General features: G+C 73.8%; 14 protein-coding genes. 11 read left to right on the plus strand and 3 right to left on the minus strand.

What is annotated here, in order from left to right; genetic code table 11:
- Window positions 1-7: 7 nt before the first annotated feature.
- The gene (locus tag EFL26_RS17900) at window positions 8-1321 is read right to left on the minus strand and encodes a sensor histidine kinase (RefSeq protein ID WP_123224556.1); all 1314 of its coding nucleotides are present in this window, start codon (window positions 1319-1321) and stop codon (window positions 8-10) included.
- Between the two features lie 175 nt (window positions 1322-1496).
- Between EFL26_RS17900 and EFL26_RS17905 the strand changes: the two genes are divergently transcribed.
- From EFL26_RS17905 to EFL26_RS17925, 5 genes are all read left to right on the plus strand, one after another.
- Window positions 1497-1826 (plus strand): hypothetical protein, encoded by a 330-nt coding sequence (locus EFL26_RS17905; protein ID WP_123224272.1) that lies wholly within the window; start codon window positions 1497-1499, stop codon window positions 1824-1826.
- A 97-nt stretch (window positions 1827-1923) separates the two neighbouring features.
- A complete protein-coding gene (locus tag EFL26_RS17910; protein WP_123224273.1) occupies window positions 1924-2736 on the plus strand; it encodes a hypothetical protein in 813 nt (270 codons plus the stop codon).
- Window positions 2737-2823: 87 nt separating this feature from the next.
- Window positions 2824-4338, plus strand: coding sequence for a chaplin family protein (locus EFL26_RS17915; RefSeq protein ID WP_123224274.1), 1515 nt, complete (start codon window positions 2824-2826; stop codon window positions 4336-4338).
- A 120-nt stretch (window positions 4339-4458) separates the two neighbouring features.
- On the plus strand, window positions 4459-5556 hold the full coding sequence (nicT, locus tag EFL26_RS17920) for a Nickel transporter NicT (protein WP_123224275.1): 1098 nt from the start codon (window positions 4459-4461) through the stop codon (window positions 5554-5556).
- Between the two features lie 60 nt (window positions 5557-5616).
- Window positions 5617-6777 (plus strand): endonuclease/exonuclease/phosphatase family protein, encoded by a 1161-nt coding sequence (locus EFL26_RS17925; protein ID WP_123224276.1) that lies wholly within the window; start codon window positions 5617-5619, stop codon window positions 6775-6777.
- A gap of 31 nt (window positions 6778-6808) precedes the next feature.
- Here EFL26_RS17925 and EFL26_RS17930 read toward each other — a convergent pair whose 3' ends face one another.
- Window positions 6809-8785 carry a penicillin-binding transpeptidase domain-containing protein gene (locus EFL26_RS17930; protein ID WP_123224277.1) on the minus strand — a complete coding sequence of 659 codons (1977 nt, stop codon included), beginning with the start codon at window positions 8783-8785 and terminating at the stop codon, window positions 6809-6811.
- Window positions 8786-8873: 88 nt separating this feature from the next.
- Between EFL26_RS17930 and EFL26_RS17935 the strand changes: the two genes are divergently transcribed.
- Window positions 8874-10145 (plus strand): MFS transporter, encoded by a 1272-nt coding sequence (locus EFL26_RS17935; RefSeq protein WP_221177023.1) that lies wholly within the window; start codon window positions 8874-8876, stop codon window positions 10143-10145.
- Window positions 10146-10192: 47 nt separating this feature from the next.
- Entirely contained in the window at window positions 10193-11281 is a 1089-nt protein-coding gene (locus EFL26_RS17940; protein ID WP_123224278.1) for a serine hydrolase domain-containing protein, read from the plus strand.
- A 13-nt stretch (window positions 11282-11294) separates the two neighbouring features.
- Here EFL26_RS17940 and EFL26_RS17945 read toward each other — a convergent pair whose 3' ends face one another.
- The gene (locus EFL26_RS17945) at window positions 11295-11912 is read right to left on the minus strand and encodes a hypothetical protein (RefSeq protein ID WP_123224279.1); all 618 of its coding nucleotides are present in this window, start codon (window positions 11910-11912) and stop codon (window positions 11295-11297) included.
- A gap of 127 nt (window positions 11913-12039) precedes the next feature.
- Here EFL26_RS17945 and EFL26_RS17950 point away from each other — a divergent pair, with 127 nt between their 5' ends.
- The 4 genes from EFL26_RS17950 (at window position 12040) to EFL26_RS17965 (ending at window position 15557) form a co-directional block, all read left to right on the plus strand.
- Window positions 12040-12756 (plus strand): VOC family protein, encoded by a 717-nt coding sequence (locus tag EFL26_RS17950; protein WP_123224280.1) that lies wholly within the window; start codon window positions 12040-12042, stop codon window positions 12754-12756.
- Window positions 12757-12801: 45 nt separating this feature from the next.
- Entirely contained in the window at window positions 12802-13836 is a 1035-nt protein-coding gene (locus tag EFL26_RS17955) for an alpha/beta fold hydrolase (RefSeq protein WP_123224281.1), read from the plus strand.
- A gap of 44 nt (window positions 13837-13880) precedes the next feature.
- Window positions 13881-14654 carry a methyltransferase family protein gene (locus EFL26_RS17960; protein WP_123224282.1) on the plus strand — a complete coding sequence of 258 codons (774 nt, stop codon included), beginning with the start codon at window positions 13881-13883 and terminating at the stop codon, window positions 14652-14654.
- A 357-nt stretch (window positions 14655-15011) separates the two neighbouring features.
- On the plus strand, window positions 15012-15557 hold the full coding sequence (locus tag EFL26_RS17965; RefSeq protein WP_123224283.1) for a fluoride efflux transporter FluC: 546 nt from the start codon (window positions 15012-15014) through the stop codon (window positions 15555-15557).
- Window positions 15558-15562 lie beyond the last annotated feature (5 nt).

Genomic DNA, 15562 nt, shown 5'->3' on the forward strand with positions numbered 1-15562 from the left:
GGCGCGCTCACCGCAGCAACCTCGGCAGCTTCCGCCCGCACCACAGCTCTCCGTCGCGCTGGTGGAGCGGGAGCCGGACGTCGACCACCCAGTCCTCTCCCTCGGGCCCCGCCACCAGGGTCGCGCCGAGCTGCTCGGCCCGGGCGCGCATGCCGGCCAGGCCGGAGCCGCCGGCGTCGATGGGCACGTCGGCGTGCCCGGCGCGGCTGGGGAGCAGGTTGCGCACGCTGAGCCGGGCCCGTCGCGGGCTGACGCTGAACCGCACGCGCGCCGTCGCCTGCGGCGCGTGCTTGGCCACGTTCGCCAGCGACTCCTGGGCGATCCGGTAGAGGCCCAGACCGGTGCCGTGCGCGAGCATGCCCGGGTCGCCGTCCTCGGCGTACTCGACCGGCATGCCGGCCAGCTGCATCTGTGCGACCAGTCCGCAGATGTCGGCCGCGCCGGGCAGCGCCTGGGTCGCCGACGGCCCGTCGGTGAGGGTGCTCACGGTCTGCCGGATGTCGGCCATGGCCTGACGGCCGACCTTCTCGGCGTCGGCGAGGGCCGCGTCGACCTCGGCCACGTCGAAGCCCGCCCCCTCGTGCTCGTCGGCGTCGCGCAGCGCGTGCCGCGCGCCCGTGATGTGCAGCAGGGTCACGCTCAACGAGTGGGCGACCAGGTCGTGGATCTCCCGGGCGATCCGCTCGCGCTCGGCGAGGGTGGCCCGCTCGCGCTCCCCGGCGCGGGCGGCGCGCTCGGCCGTGAGGGCGCGCATCTGGGCACGCAGCATGCCGCCGATCACGAAGCCGAGCAGCACGTCGACCATGTGCACGGGGCCGCCACTGAGCTTGCCGGCCTCGGCGGCCACGGTGATCGCCGCCAGGGACAGGAGCCCGGCGACCAGCCCGAGGCGGACGCCCTCGCGGGCCACCGTCTCGGCGGTGAGCAGGGCGAGCAGTGCGGGCGCGGTGTCCACGGTGAGCGTCGACGTGGAGGCGCCGGCGACCGGGTCGGACAGCAGCCAGGCCGTCGCCGCGACGACGCTCGCCGCCTCGAGCCACCACGGCACGAGGCGCCCGATCACCAGCTGGAAGACGCTCGGCCACAGCACCAGCACGCCGGTCAGGACCAGCAGGTCAACGGGCCAGACGGCGTCGCGCAGGACGAGGGCGATCACCACGCAGGTGAGCTGGCCGAGGGTCGAGATCAGCGGCACCCACCACGGGTAGGCCAGGCCGTGGGCCGCGATGTTCGCCTCGATCCGTGCGCGCAGCAGCGCCGGAGCCCCCCGCAGCGCTCCGGCCCAGCGGTCGGTCCGGCCGTCGGTCGGCGCGGCGTACATGCCCACCAGCGTAGGGAGCGGCAGCCGGCTCGGCATCCCCCCGCGGTCGCGCGCGGACTCCTACCAGGGTCGGAGACCGAAGGGTCCCGCGGCGCGATGTCGCGACCCGTCCGGATCCGTAGGTTCGAGAGCACGAACGACGCCCACGACCTGGGCGAGGACGAGAGGCCCGACGATGACCTGGACCGAGACCCACCGGCGCTGGCAGGCACTGCAGGAGATCGAGACCCGGGCGAACGCCGCCCTGGCCGCCGGCACTCCGCTCGACGAATTCCCCTGGACGGCCGAGTACGCCGCGATCTTCGGCGACCGCGACGCGCTCGCCTCCGCGCTGAGCCACCGCTGGCGTCAGGCCCGGCGCGCGCAGCTCGACACCCACCTTCCCGAGGCGGTCCTCGACCAGCAGTGGCGCCGGTTGCAGGCCCGGCACGCCGGCGTGCTGCGCCTGCTCGCCCTCCACGAGCAGGGTGGCGCGGGCTGTCCGGAGGACCGCGTGCCCGCCTGAACCTCCGCCACGCAGGGACCTTCGGCCCCGTTTGGTGACCGGCGGCGCGGGGTATGGGGCAGGAGACCGGAAGTGCACCCGACCGGAAGTCCCTCCCATGCAGCACGTCACGGCAGCCCTTGCCGCACCTCAGGTGCTGCGGCATGCCCGGCGTGCCCTGCTCCTGGTGGGCGCCGCATTCGCGTGGTGGCTGCTCTTCTCCGGCGGCTCCGCGGACGCGGCGAGCGCCTCCTCCGGCGACTCGCTGCCCAGGCCGGTCGTCCACGCCCAGCCCAAGCCGCTCGGGCAGACGACCCAGACGGTGATGACTCGAACGACCACCACCGCGACCACCACGCTCCGTAGCGCGCCACGCAGGTTGACCGACTCGGTCACGCGGGCGACGAGCACTGCTCCGGAGCCGGTGCGGTCGACGATCCGCACCGTGACGACGGCCCTCGAGCCGAGCCTGACGAAGACCACGACCGCGGTCGCCGACACCCTCGACCACACCGTCCGGACCGTGCAGACCGCCGTCCAGCCGACGCTCGGCGTCGTCACCCCGCAGGCCGCTCCGACGGCCACCGCGGTGGCCGAAACGCCTGTGCAGCAAGGGATTCGGGCCCTGCAGCACGTCCACTCCGCCGCGTCCGCCGACCACCAGCAGGCGGCGTCGTACGCCGTCGCCGACACCGCGTCGGCCGACCATTCAGCCGGCCCGTCCCGGGCGCCCGGCAGCGACCGTCCGGGAGTCCCGGCCGGCCCGAGCGCTCCGGTCCTTCCCGGCACCGGCAGCGCGCCCGCCGGCTCGCTGGCCGCCCTGGGCGGGCTCCTGCTCCTCCCCACGACCGCACTGCGGCGCCGTCGTGTCCTCGACCGCGCCGCGCTCCGCCCCGACCCGGTCTACCCGCCCGGCTGCTCTCCGGATTGAGGTCCGCCCGCTCGCACCGACGGTGCGGGCGGCACGACCCCGCGCCACCGGCGCGGGCGCTCGAATCCTCAATCACCAGGAGAACTCATGAATGCATGGCTACGCCGCGCGTTGTGCGCGGTCGGAATCACCGGGGGCATCGTGCTCCTCGGCATCGGGCTCTCGGAGGCGGCTTCCGCCGACGGCAGTGGCCCCACCACCACCGGACAGAACGGCATCCTGTCCGGCAACCAGACCGGGGCCGACGTCCAGGCCCCGATCAACCTGTCCGGCAACCAGATCACCGTGATCGGGCAGCGCAACCACACCACGTCCACCAGCGCGTCCTCGAGCACGTCGGGCGGCGGCTCCGGCAGCTCGTCCGGCAGTCCGACGACCTCGGGCCAGGGCGGCATCGGGTCCGGCAACCAGACCGGCCTCTCGGTGCACGCACCGGTGAACGCGACCGGCAACCAGGTGACCGTCGTCGGGCAGGACAACACCACCCACGCGACGGGAGCGAGCACGACCCACAGCACACCGCCGGGTCACCCGACGACCTCGGGGCAGTCGGGCATCGGCTCGGGCAACCAGACCGGGGTCGGCGTCCAGGCGCCGGTCAACGTCTCCGGCAACCAGGTGACCGTGATCGGGCAGCACAACACCACCCAGTCCGTCGCCGGTACGTCGAGCGGCAGTGGGACGGCGGGCACGGGCTCATCGGCCGGCTCGCCGACGACCACCGGGTTCGGCGGGATCCTGTCGGGCAACCAGACCGCGGTCGGCGTCCAGGCGCCGATCAACGTCTCCGGCAACCAGGTGACCGTGATCGGTCAGGACAACACGCTGAGCTCGCTCGGCGGCTCGACCACGGCTCCCACCTCGGGAGCCGGTAGCGCGGGTGCACCGACCACCTCCGGGCAGTCCGGCATCGGCTCGGGCAACCAGACCGCCCTCGGCGTCCAGGCCCCGATCAACGCCTCCGGCAACCAGGTGACCGTGATCGGCCAGGACAACACGCTCACGTCGATCGGCGGCTCCACCACGGGCGGCCGCGGTAGCTCGACGGGGGCTCCGACCACCTCCGGGCAGAACGCCATCCTGTCGGGCAACCAGACCGGCATCGGTGTCGCGGCGCCGATCGCCGCGACCGGCAACCAGGTCACGGTCATCGGGCAGGACAACACCCTCACCTCGACCGGTGGATCGAGCACCGGTGGTGGCGGCAGCACCGGTGGGACCACGACCGGGGCCGGCGGCATCGGCTCGGGCAACCAGACCCCGATCGACGTGCAGGTGCCGGTCGACACCTCCGGCAACCAGGTCACCGTGGTCGGGCAGGGCAACACCGACACCTCGACCAGCGGATCGAGCAGCGGCGGCACCTCCGGCGGTACGCCGGGCACGGGTGTCGTCTCGCCGCCCACCGGTGGCGTCGTGAGCGGGCCGGCCGGTGGCCCGGCGACCAACGTGTCGCAGGGCGTCTCCGGCCCGGGAGCGACGGTGCTGCCGAGCACGGGTCTCTCGGGGGCCCTCCTCTGGCTGGCGCTGCTCGGCCTGCTCCTGCTCGGGCTCGGCACGGTGCTGACCCAGAGGAGGCCCGCGCTGGTCCGCGTGTCCTGACCTCCGGATCGCGGCCGCCGCTCGGGGCGGCCGCGCCCGGAGGTCTCCGGGCACACCCACCGAGGACGCTTGTTGCGAATGGTTTGCAACTAGCGCCGCGGCCCAACTAGGGTCGATCGCGTGACCCAGCAGCGTGAGCAGTCGGCCGCCCCCGGCCGCACCCGGGTCACGCGCGAGCAACGCGTCGCCCTCTGGCGCTGCCTCGCTTTCGTCGCCCTGCTCCACGCCGTGGGCTGGGGCCTCCTGCTCGGCGTGGTCGCCCCCGGTGGCTACGAGGTCGGGGGCCGCGTGCTCGGCGTCGGGCTGGGCCTCACGGCGTACACCCTCGGCATGCGGCACGCCTTCGACGCCGACCACATCGCCGCGATCGACAACACCACGCGCAAGCTGATGAGCGACGGGCAGCGGCCGATGAGCGTCGGCTTCTGGTTCAGCCTCGGCCACAGCTCGGTGGTGTTCGTGATGGTCCTCGGCATCGCGCTCGGCGTGCGGGCGCTCGCCAGCGGCGTGCAGGACCAGCACTCCACGCTCCACCAGTTCGCGGACGTCTGGGGCCCCTCGATCAGCGGCGTCTTCCTGGTCGCGATCGGGCTGGTCAACCTGGCCGCGCTGGTCGGCATCCTCCGGGTCTTCCGGCACATGCGCCGCGGCCACTTCGACGAGGCCGAGCTCGAGCGCCGGCTCGACAGCCGCGGCTTCCTCAACCGGGTCCTCGGCACGGTCACCAAGGCCGTGCGCAAGCCGTGGCACATGTACCCCACCGGCTTCCTCTTCGGCCTCGGCTTCGACACGGTCACCGAGATCGGCCTGCTGGTGATCGCCGGCGGGGCGGTCGCCGCCGAGCTGCCGTGGTGGGCGGTGACCACGCTGCCGGTGCTGTTCGCGGCCGGGATGTCCCTGCTGGACACCCTCGACGGGGCGTTCATGAACATCGCCTACGGCTGGGCGTTCTCGCGGCCGGTGCGCAAGGTGTACTACAACATCACGGTCACCGCACTCTCGGTCGCGGTGGCGCTGATCATCGGCCTGGCCACGCTCGGCGGCCTGATCAGCGAGCGGCTCGGCCTGCACTCCGGGCCGATCGCCTGGCTGGCGGGGCTCGACATGGAGCACCTCGGCTACGGGATCGTCGCGCTGTTCGTGGCGGCCTGGGCGGTCTCCGTCGCGATCTGGAAGTACGCCCGGATCGAGGAGCGCTGGTCGGCGGACCTGCGGTGACTTCCGGGCAGTTTCCTCGTTCAATTCTGCGTGGGCGAATTGTTCAGATATCGTAACGCGGTGGTTGGGAAGCTGGCACTGATCGGCGGCGTCGCTGCGGCGTGGCTGCTGACGTTCGTGCTCATGGGAGGCGACGTCGTGCCCGCCCTGACCGGCCACCACACCGAGGCCGCCGGCAAGCCGGGCTCGTCCGCCCCGGCCGCGAAGGTGCCCGCCGCCCGGTTCTCCTCCGGATCCTCCTCGGCGTCCCCGTCGGCGACGCCGACGACCGGTACGTCGCCCAGTTCTGCCACCGGCCCCACCGACGGTCCCGGCCAGGCCGCTGCGGCCGCCGAGCAGCTCGCCGAGGCCACCCCGGTCGCCGGCCAGGTGCTGGTCGACCGGCCGAACCCTCGCCGCGCCGCGCCCCCGGTGCTCACGTTCCGGATGGCGACCTTCAACGCACTCGGCAGCTCGCACACCCACAAGGGCGGGCGCCGCAAGCAGAAGGCCCCGGGGTCGGCCCGGACCGCCCGCGCCGGGCAGTACGTCATGGACAACAACATCGACCTGATCGGCTTCCAGGAGATGCAGGGCGACCAGCGCGGCGCGTTCATGAACGCGACCGGCGGCCGCTACGCGCTCTACCCCGGCAACGAGCTGCGCAGCGGCGACGGCGAGAACTCCATCGCCTACCGGCTCGACACCTGGGAGCTGGTCAAGGCCGACACGATCTCGATCCCCTACTTCGGCGGCAACCCGCGCAACATGCCGATCCTGCTGCTGCGCAACAAGCAGACCGGGATCACGGCGTACTTCACCAACTTCCACAACCCCGCCGACACCGCCGAGTTCGGCAAGCAGGGCCGCTGGCGGGCAGCCGCGACCGACCTCGAGGTCGGGCTGTTCAGCCAGCTGAAGAACGACGGCTACCCGATCTTCGTGACCGGCGACATGAACGACCGGGGCCCGTGGTTCTGCTCGGTCGCCCCGGCCGGTGACCTCGTCGCCGCGGCCGCGACCGCGTTCGGCGGCTCCGGCTGCTCGATCCCCGGCTTCCGGATCGACTGGATCGCCGGCTCCCAGGGCGTGCAGTTCAGCAACTACCACGAGGACCGCAGCGGCCTCGTGGCCTGGATGACCGACCACCCCGTGGTGATCACCGACGCCACCATCGACGCGGCGAGCTTCCCGAAGTCGGTCTCCGACCCCACCGCCCCGGCGACGGCCGCGGCGAACTAGCCCCGGGGCGGACCCGGACGCCGGGTCGGGGTCAGCCCTTCGCGGCCTGCAGGAACGCCTTGAGGATGGGGCCTGCCGTGTGCGAGCCCGACTCACCGGTGTCGACGAACACCGCGACCGCGAGGTCGCCCTGGGCGGCGATCATCCAGGCATGGGTGGGCAGGGAGCCACCGGGGCCGGGGCTGCCGTACTCCGCCGTGCCGGTCTTCGCGATCACCGCCGGCGGCTGGAGCGGTTGCAGCAGCGTGCCCGACCCCACGGCCACGACGGCCCGCATCATGCCCCGAAGCTGCTCGGCCTCGGCAGCGGTCAGCGGGTGCGCCGGGGCTACGGAGGGGCTGGAGCCCGTGCTCGCGCCGGGGCTGCCGCTCGGGCTCGCGCTCGGCGTGGCCAGGCCGTGCTCGGCGGTGCCGGTGACCAGCTTCGGCGTGACGGTCTCGCCCTTGGCGACGCTGGCCACCACGGCGGCCATCGCCATCGGCGACGCGAGCACCTTGCCCTGGCCGATCATGTCGGCGGCGCCCTCGGTCTCACTGGCCGGCGGCGGCACCTGGCCGAAGAACGCCGGGAAGCCGAGGTCGTGGTCGATGCCGACGCCGAGGGCCGCGGCCGCGTCGGCGAGGTCGCTGCCCTGCAGCTTGGTGTGCTGGGAGATGAAGCCGGTGTTGCACGAGTTGGCGAGCGCGTCGCGCAGGCTGATCCGGCCGAGTCGGTCGGCCGGGTAGTCGGAGTAGTTCTTGAACTTCTTGCCGTCGACGACGAGCGTCGGCGTGCAGGAGACCGGCGAGGCCGGGGTGAGCCCCGCCCGGAGCAGGGCGAGTGCGCTGACCACCTTGAACGTCGACCCGGGGGCGTAGCGGCCGAAGGTCGCGGAGTTGTAGCCCTTCGAGCCGGGGCCGCTGGCGGCGGCGAGGATCGCTCCGGTCGACGGCTGGATCGCCACCACGGCGCTGGCCGGGGCGACGCCGGCGAGGAGGTCGTCGGCCTTCTGCTGCAGCCTCGGGTCGAGGGTGGTGTGCAGGTCCTGTCCGCGCACCGGGTCGACCTCGTAGAGCGTGCGCGGCTCGCCGGCCTGCTCCCCGGCCTTCGCCGTGGCAGGTACGGCGGACACCTTCACCCCGGACGTCCCGCCGAGCTGCGCGTCGTACCGGAGCTGGAGGCCGGAGAGGCCGGCGTCGTCGCCGGCGCGCAGCCGCCCGTCGCTCTTGTCGATCAGCTCCTTGGTGGCCGGGCCGACGGTTCCGAGGATCGCGGCGGCGAACGCCTTGGTGGGCGCCAGCGGCAGCTGGTCGGCGATGCCGCGCGCTCCGGGGATCGCGCCGACCTTGCCGAGCAGGTCGCTGGTCGAGCCGTCGCGACGCATCGCGATCGCCTGCACGAAGGCCTTCGGGCCGGCCTTGGTGACGGCTGCGACGTACGGGTCCGGGCTGACCCCGACGAGGGTGGCGAGCCGTCGCGCCGAGTCGGGGGCGGCGGCGGGGTCGACCTGGCTGCGGTCGATGCCGAACCGGATCACGTCCCGCGGGATCACCAGCGGGGTGTCGTCGCGGCCGAGGATGTTGCCGCGCTCGGCCTTGACCCGCGCGACCTGGAAGGTCTCCCCAGCGGCGAGCGACTTCTCGAGGATCGACGGTTTCCACTCGACCCGCCAGGCGCCGCCCTGGTCGAGCAGGCGGGCGTGGGTCTGGTGCTTCCAGGTCTGGCCGCCGAGGTCGACGCTCCAGTTCAGCCGGACGTCGGCCTTGTCGCCGGACCGGGTGACCTGGTCGACGCTGACCTTCGCGGGGTGGTCGAGCGTCTTGGCGACCGCGGCGTAGCTCTTCGCGGCGCCGGCGGAGGTGAACTTCACCGCGCTCACGTCACCCTTGTGCAGCGCGGTCGCGAGCTTCTCGGCGGCCTTGCGGGCATCGGCTCCCTTGTCGAAGAAGCCGCAGCCCGTGAGCAGCAGCCCGCCGACCAGCAGCAGGCTCAGCACGAGGTGGCGGGAGGACAGGGGCCGAGAGGTCATGCGCCGATCCGACCAGACGGGGCACCCACGTTCAACTCGTCGCGGCACCGGCCGGACCACCGTCGGGGGCGAGGCGTAGCCTTCCCCGGTGCAGATCCGGGGCCTGTTGGCGGACACGACCCCGCTGCGCAACCCCTACTTCCGCCGGCTCTGGTCGGCGAACATCGTCACGGTCATCGGCGCCCAGCTGACCGTCGTCGCGGTGCCGGCGCAGATCTACGCGCTCACCGGCTCCTCGGCGTACGTCGGCCTGACCGGGCTGTTCGGCCTGGTGCCGCTGGTCGTCTTCGGGCTCTGGGGCGGGGCGCTCGCCGACGTGATGGACCGACGCACGATCCTCCAGTTCACGACCGCCGGGCTGATCGCGACCAGCGCGGGGTTCTGGCTCCAGGCCGCGCTGCACGTGGGCAGCGTGTGGCTGCTGCTCGGGCTCTTCTCGGTGCAGCAGGCGTTCTTCGCGGTGAACCAGCCGACCCGCAGCGCCGTGCTTCCCCGGCTGCTGCCGGTCACCCAGCTGCCGGCAGCGAACTCGCTGAACATGACCGTGATGCAGGCCGGTGCGATCGCCGGGCCGATGGTCGGCGGCGCGCTGATCCCGCTGGTCGGCTTCTCCTGGCTGTACCTCGCCGACACCCTCAGCCTCTTCGCCACCCTGTGGGCGGTGCTGCGCCTGCCCCGCCTGCCGATGGAGGGACCGGTCGGCACGCCCGGCCTGCGCGCGGTGGTCGACGGGCTGTCCTACCTGCGTGGCCACCCGGTGCTGCTGATGTCGTTCCTGGTCGACCTGATCGCGATGATCTTCGGCATGCCCCGGGCACTCTTCCCCGAGGTCGCGCACGTCGACTTCGGCGGGCCGGCCGGCGGCGGTCTGGCGTTCGCGCTGCTGTTCGCGGCGATCCCGATCGGCGCGGTCGTCGGCGGTGTCTTCTCCGGCTGGGTCTCCCGGGTCCAGCGCCAGGGCGTCGCGGTCGTCGTCGCGATCGTCGTCTGGGGCCTGGCCATCGTCGGCTTCGGCCTCGCCGTCGCGCTCGCGGACACCGGCCCGCACCTGATGCTGGCGCTGGCGGTGCTGATGCTGGTGATCGGCGGTGCCGCCGACATGGCGTCCGCGGCCTTCCGGATGAGCATGCTCCAGAGCGCGGCGTCGGACTCCGTGCGGGGCCGGCTCCAGGGCGTCTTCATCGTCGTCGTCGCCGGCGGCCCCCGCATCGCCGACGTCGCCCACGGCGGGGTCGCGGCGATCGCGGGCACGGCGGCCACCGCGGCCGGTGGCGGCGTGCTCGTCGTGGTCCTCGTCGTCGCTGCTGCGCTGGCGGTTCCGGTGTTCGTCCGGTACCGGCTGGGCGAGCCGGTGGAGTAGCGGCGCAGTCGCTTGCGTCGGCGGCCGGCCTCTGGGTGGATGAAGCCGTGACCGAGCTCCAGGGCGTGTACGACGAGCGGTTCGCCGGAGTGGCGCAGGCACTGGCCGAGTCACTCGAGGGAGGCGACGCCGGCGGGTCGGCGGCCGTGTTCGTCGGCGGCGAGCCGGTGGTCGACGTCTGGGGCGGCTTCGCCGACCCGGGCCGCACCCGTGCGTGGGAGCGGGACACGCTCGTCAACGTCTTCTCGGTCACCAAGACGATGGCGGCGCTCTGCGCACTGGTCCTGGTGGACCGCGGGCTGCTGGACCCCGACGCCCCGGTGGCCGAGTACTGGCCGGAGTTCGCGGCGGGCAAGCAGGGCGTGCTGGTCCGGCACGTGCTCGCGCACACGGCCGGCCTGCCCGACTGGGAGGGCACCGTCGAGGAGCTCTACGACTGGACCGCGGCGACCGACCGGCTCGCGGCCACCGCTCCGCAGTGGGAGCCCGGCACGGCGGTGGGCTACCACTCCCTCACCCAGGGATTCCTGGTCGGCGAGCTCGTCCGCCGGATCACCGGCCACACCGTCGGCGACTTCTTCGCGGCCGAGATCGCCGCGCCCCTTGGTGCGGACTTCTGGATCGGCCTCCCGGCCGAGCTCGACGACCGGGTGGCGCCGACCATCCCGCCGACCGGTCGGGGCGAGGACTACACGGCCGGCTCGTCGGCGCCGGACGCCCCGCCGAGCAGAGGCACCGCGATGTCGGTCCGCGACGCCAACAGCGTGCCCTGGCGCCGCTCGGAGATCCCGGCCGCCGGTGGCGTCGGCAACGCACGCTCGGTGGCACTGGTGCAGTCGGTGATGGCGTGCGGCGGCACCGTCGGGTCGGTGCGGCTGCTCGCGCCCGAGACCTGTGACCGCGCCTGGACCGAGCAGTCCTCCGGGGACGACCGGGTGCTCGGCATGCCGGTCAGCTGGGGGCTCGGCTGGGCCCGGCTCGGCGGCGCGTACGGCTGGGGCGGCTGGGGCGGCGCGCTGGTGATGATCGACCCGACGCAGCGGCTGGTCGTCGCCTATGCGACCAACCAGATGCGCGAACCGGCGTACGACGACCGCGGGATGCAGATCGCGATGGCCGCGCTCGCCGCCGGGTAGCGCGACCGTTGGATCAGGCCGGCTCGCGAGGGGCCTGGGTGTGCGCGCGCGACTGCCGGTCGGCGAGGACGAGGCCGGCAATCCATCCCGGAGCTCGGCCGCCGCGCGGGGGCGCGATCGCGTCCATGCGGTGGCCGGTGCGGGCGAGGGCCCAGGAGACGGCCGAGTTGGAGTTCCACATGTCCCCGGCGCCGAGCTCGTCGCGGCCCCAGGTCAGCGCCGGCACCTGGCGCAGCGCGTCGAGCACGGCCGCGACCGTGGCGGTGTCGTCGGTCAGGTGCACCGGGCTGTCGACGGCCTCGTCGACGTCCGGGATCCGCCCACCCGGCCAGCAGCGCAGCTCGTAGCGGAACGCGCGCAGACGGCCGAGCCGGCTCGACCCGACCGGCCCCTCGACCAGCACGCCGCGGTCGGTGTCGGGCACGTTCCAGACCGGGCCCATCTCGACGGCGTACGTCGTGCCGTCGAGGCCGACCATCAGCCCGGAGTGGTAGAGATCGGCGGGTGCGCGATGCTCACGGCGCGCCGACCACAGCTCGTAGAGGCGGCTGCTCCGCCGCACGAACCAGCCGCCGGCCCCGACCGGGAGCCAGTAGAGGTCCACCCACGCCGTACGCCGTGATCCGTCCATGCTCCTCACCCCCGGCTCCTCGCCCCGCACCAGCACAGCACCCGCCCGCTCCCCGCGTCAGGGGCGAAGGTCACGGGCGGCCCGGCGGGACGGAAAACGACTGGCACCGGGGTCCTACGGTGGGGCCATGTACCTGGAGAACGTGGTCTTCGACGCACGCGAGCCGCAGCGGCTCGGCCGGTTCTGGGAGGAGGCGCTCGGCTGCGAGCCGCTCACCGACGAACCGGAGGGCTACGAGACGCGGCTGACCGTCGGGGACGGGCCCGTGCTCGACCTGTGCTTCCAGCGGGTGCCCGACCCGGCCACCGCTGCGCACCGGCTCCGGTTGGAGCTCGGTGACGGCGGTGGCGAGGCGGACCGGCTGCTCGGGCTGGGCGCGCGACGCCGCGACGCCGGTGCGGAGCCGGAGTCTGCGGAGCTGCTCGACGACCCCGAGGGGAACCCCTTCGGCCGGGGAGACGACGCGGCGTACGACGGCACGGGGCCGCTCGTGGCGCTGGCGCTCGACTCCGCCGACCCGGAGCGCGACGCGGAGTTCTGGGCCTGGCTGACCGGCTGGACCGTCACCGGGCGCGGCGCGACCGCGACCCTGCGGCACCCCTCGCTGCGCGGCCCGGTGCTCGAGCTGCGCCGTCAGTCGGCGCCGAAGAGCGCGGCCAAGAACCGGATCCACCTCGACGTGCGCCTCGAGGCAGGGGAGGACGCCGACACGGTCGAGGCGGCCATCGCCGAGCACGGCGGTGCACGGGAGCACCATCCGGAGTGGGGCGAGCTCCCGTGGCGGTCCTACACCGACCCGTCGGGCAACGACTTCTGCGTGCTGCCCCCGCCGCGCGAGGCCTGACGCGGGCAACCGACGATCGGGGCCCCCGTGGGGTTGACTGGTGCCGTGCCTGCACCGGAGCAGCGCCTGGGGACGGCGCACCTGCCCGGCGGCGGTCGCGTCGCGTACGCCGTGACGGGCAGCGGTCCGTTCCTGCTCGTGGCGCCCGGCTGGCTCAGCCACCTCGAGCTCGGCTGGGCGATCCCGGTGGAGCGGAGGTTCCACGAGGCGCTGGCGTCCGGACGGACGCTCGTGCGCTACGACCGGCCCGGCTGCGGCCTCTCCGACCCGTACGACGGACCGCGTGACCTGGCCCTCGAGCTCGCCACGATCGGCGCGGTGACCGAGGCGGTCGGGATGACCCGCTTCGACCTGCTGGGCTGGTCGCTGGGCGCGGCCGTGGCGGCGCAGTGGGCCGCCGACCGGCCCGAGACCGTCGACCGGTTGGTGCTCTACGGCGGGTGGGCCGAGGGCGCCGCGATCGGCGACGAGGACAGCCGACGCCACATCCTCGGCCTGCTCGCGACCCACTGGGGCCTGGGCTCCGACCTGCTCACCGACGTCTTCGCACCCGACGCCGATGCCGGCACGCGGGCCGCGATCGCGCGCTACCAGCGGGCAGCGTCGTCCGCCGAGACCGCGGTCGCGCTGCTCCGGCTCGCCTACGCGCTCGACGTCCGAACCACGCTGCCGCGCATCCAGACGCCAACCCTCGTGCTCGCCAGGCGGGGAGACCGGGCCGCTCCACTCGCGCAGAGCCGCGTGCTCGCCGACGCGATCCCCTCCGCGGAGCTGGTCGAGCTCGACGGCCGCTCACACCTGCCCGCCATCGGCGACGCCGAGTCCGTGGTGGCCCAGATCCGCGGCTTCCTCGGCCTGCCGACGCTGAGGAGAGGCGTGCCCACCGGGCTCACTCCCCGGCAGGCCGAGGTCGCCGCGCTCGTGGCCGACGGCCTCACCAACCGCGAGATCGCCCAGCGGCTGGGCATCACCGAGCGGTCCGCCGAGTCGCACGTCGAACGGATCCGGCTGCGCCTGGGGTTCCGCTCGCGCTCCCAGGTCGCCGCCTGGCACGTCGCCACCCACCCCGAAGTGCGGTAGTTCCACGGCTGCGCGGTCCGCCCGCGCACGCCGACGATGGAGCCATGTCCCGTCGCCCCACACAGCTCGCCCTCTCCGCCGTCGCCTGGGTCGGGTTCCTCGCCATCACGGCCTGGACGATCGCGTTCCTCGCCGGCGTCCTCGTCCCGAGGACGATCGACGGCCCGGTCCGCACGACCGCACCCCGAGCCGTGGTCGTCGACCTCGCCCTGCTGCTGCTGTTCGCGCTGCAGCACTCCGTCATGGCCCGGCGGCCGGTGAAGGCCTGGCTGGGCCGCCGCATCCCCGCGGCGCTGGGGCGCACGACGTACGTGCTCGCCACCGACGTCTGCCTCGTCCTCCTGCTCGCGTCCTGGGAGCCGTGGGGCGGCCGGGTCTGGCACGTCGGCGGCCCGGCCGGGGTGCTGCTCTGGGCGCTGTACGCCGCAGGGTGGCTGCTCGCGATCGTCTCGACGTACGCCGTCGACCACCTCGAGCTCGTCGGGCTGCGCCAGGCCGGCTGGGCAGCTCCCCGCGACGCGGGCGAGGATGCCCTTCAGGTCGGCGGGCTCCATGCGGTGGTGCGCCACCCGCTGATGACGGGGCTGTTGCTGGCGTTCTGGGCGACGCCCCGGATGAGCGCGTCACACCTGCTGTTCGCGGCGGCGTCCACCGGCTACGTCGCCGTCGGGATCGCCTTCGAGGAGCGCGACCTGCGACGCACGTTCGGCAGCGCCTACGACGCGTACGCCGCCCGCGTGCCCGCACTCGTGCCCGCGCTGCGGATCCGGCGTGGCGTGGCTCCCGGGGCGGAGCCGTCGGAGTCGTCGGTGCGCTAGGTCATCAGAGAGCGCCAGGTCACCGGGTTTCGAGGCGGTTGCTGCGCAACCGCACCTCAACCAGCCATCCCGCGGTGGTTGAGGTGCGAGCCGGCGAGCCTCGCAACCACCCACGCCCGGTCCGAGCCGGGTCTGCATCGAGGTCACCGGGTTTCGAGGCGGTTGCTGCGCAACCGCACCTCAACCAGCGATCCGGCGGTTGAGGTGCGAGCCTGCGAGCCTCGAAACCACCCGCGCCCGATCCGAGCCGCGGTGTCGCTACACTCGGCCGCGATGGCGGTGGGGCTCGCCGACAACCGCAGCGCAGCTGCCAACAGTCCCTACCTCGTGAGGTCCGGTTGCGAAGGTAGGTGCACCATGTCCGATCCCCGCGCAGATTCCCGCGCAGACTCCCACCCGGCGCACGTGCCCGACCCGGTCGACCCCGACATCGACCTGCACGTGCGGGGCCAGCGCCGCGAGTGGACCGCCCACCGGTGGGTGCTGCCCGTGGTCGCGCTCGGCGGCATGCTCGGCGCGTCCGCCCGCCACGCCCTCGAGCTCACCTGGCCCGCCGGCCCGACGGCGCTGCCCTGGGCGACGCTGGTCACGAACGCCTCCGGGTGCCTGCTGATCGGCATGCTGATGGTGCAGGTCGTCGAGGTCGGCCGGGCGCACCCGCTGCTGCGTCCGTTCCTGGGCGTCGGTGTGCTCGGCGGCTACACCACCTTCTCGACGTACGCCGTGCAGACCCGCACCCTCTGGGCCCACGGCCGGCCGGGGCTGTCCCTGGTCTACCTCCTGCTCACGCCGGCCCTGGCCCTGGTGGCCGTCGCCCTCGGCGTGTTCACCGCCCGCGCCGGCCATCGCGCGCGGGCCGCCCTGTCCCGTCGAGCGCGCTCCCGTCGCGCCGCGTCCCGTTGAGCCCA

Source organism: Nocardioides pocheonensis, from assembly GCF_003725535.1.
Lineage (GTDB): Bacteria > Actinomycetota > Actinomycetes > Propionibacteriales > Nocardioidaceae > Marmoricola > Marmoricola pocheonensis.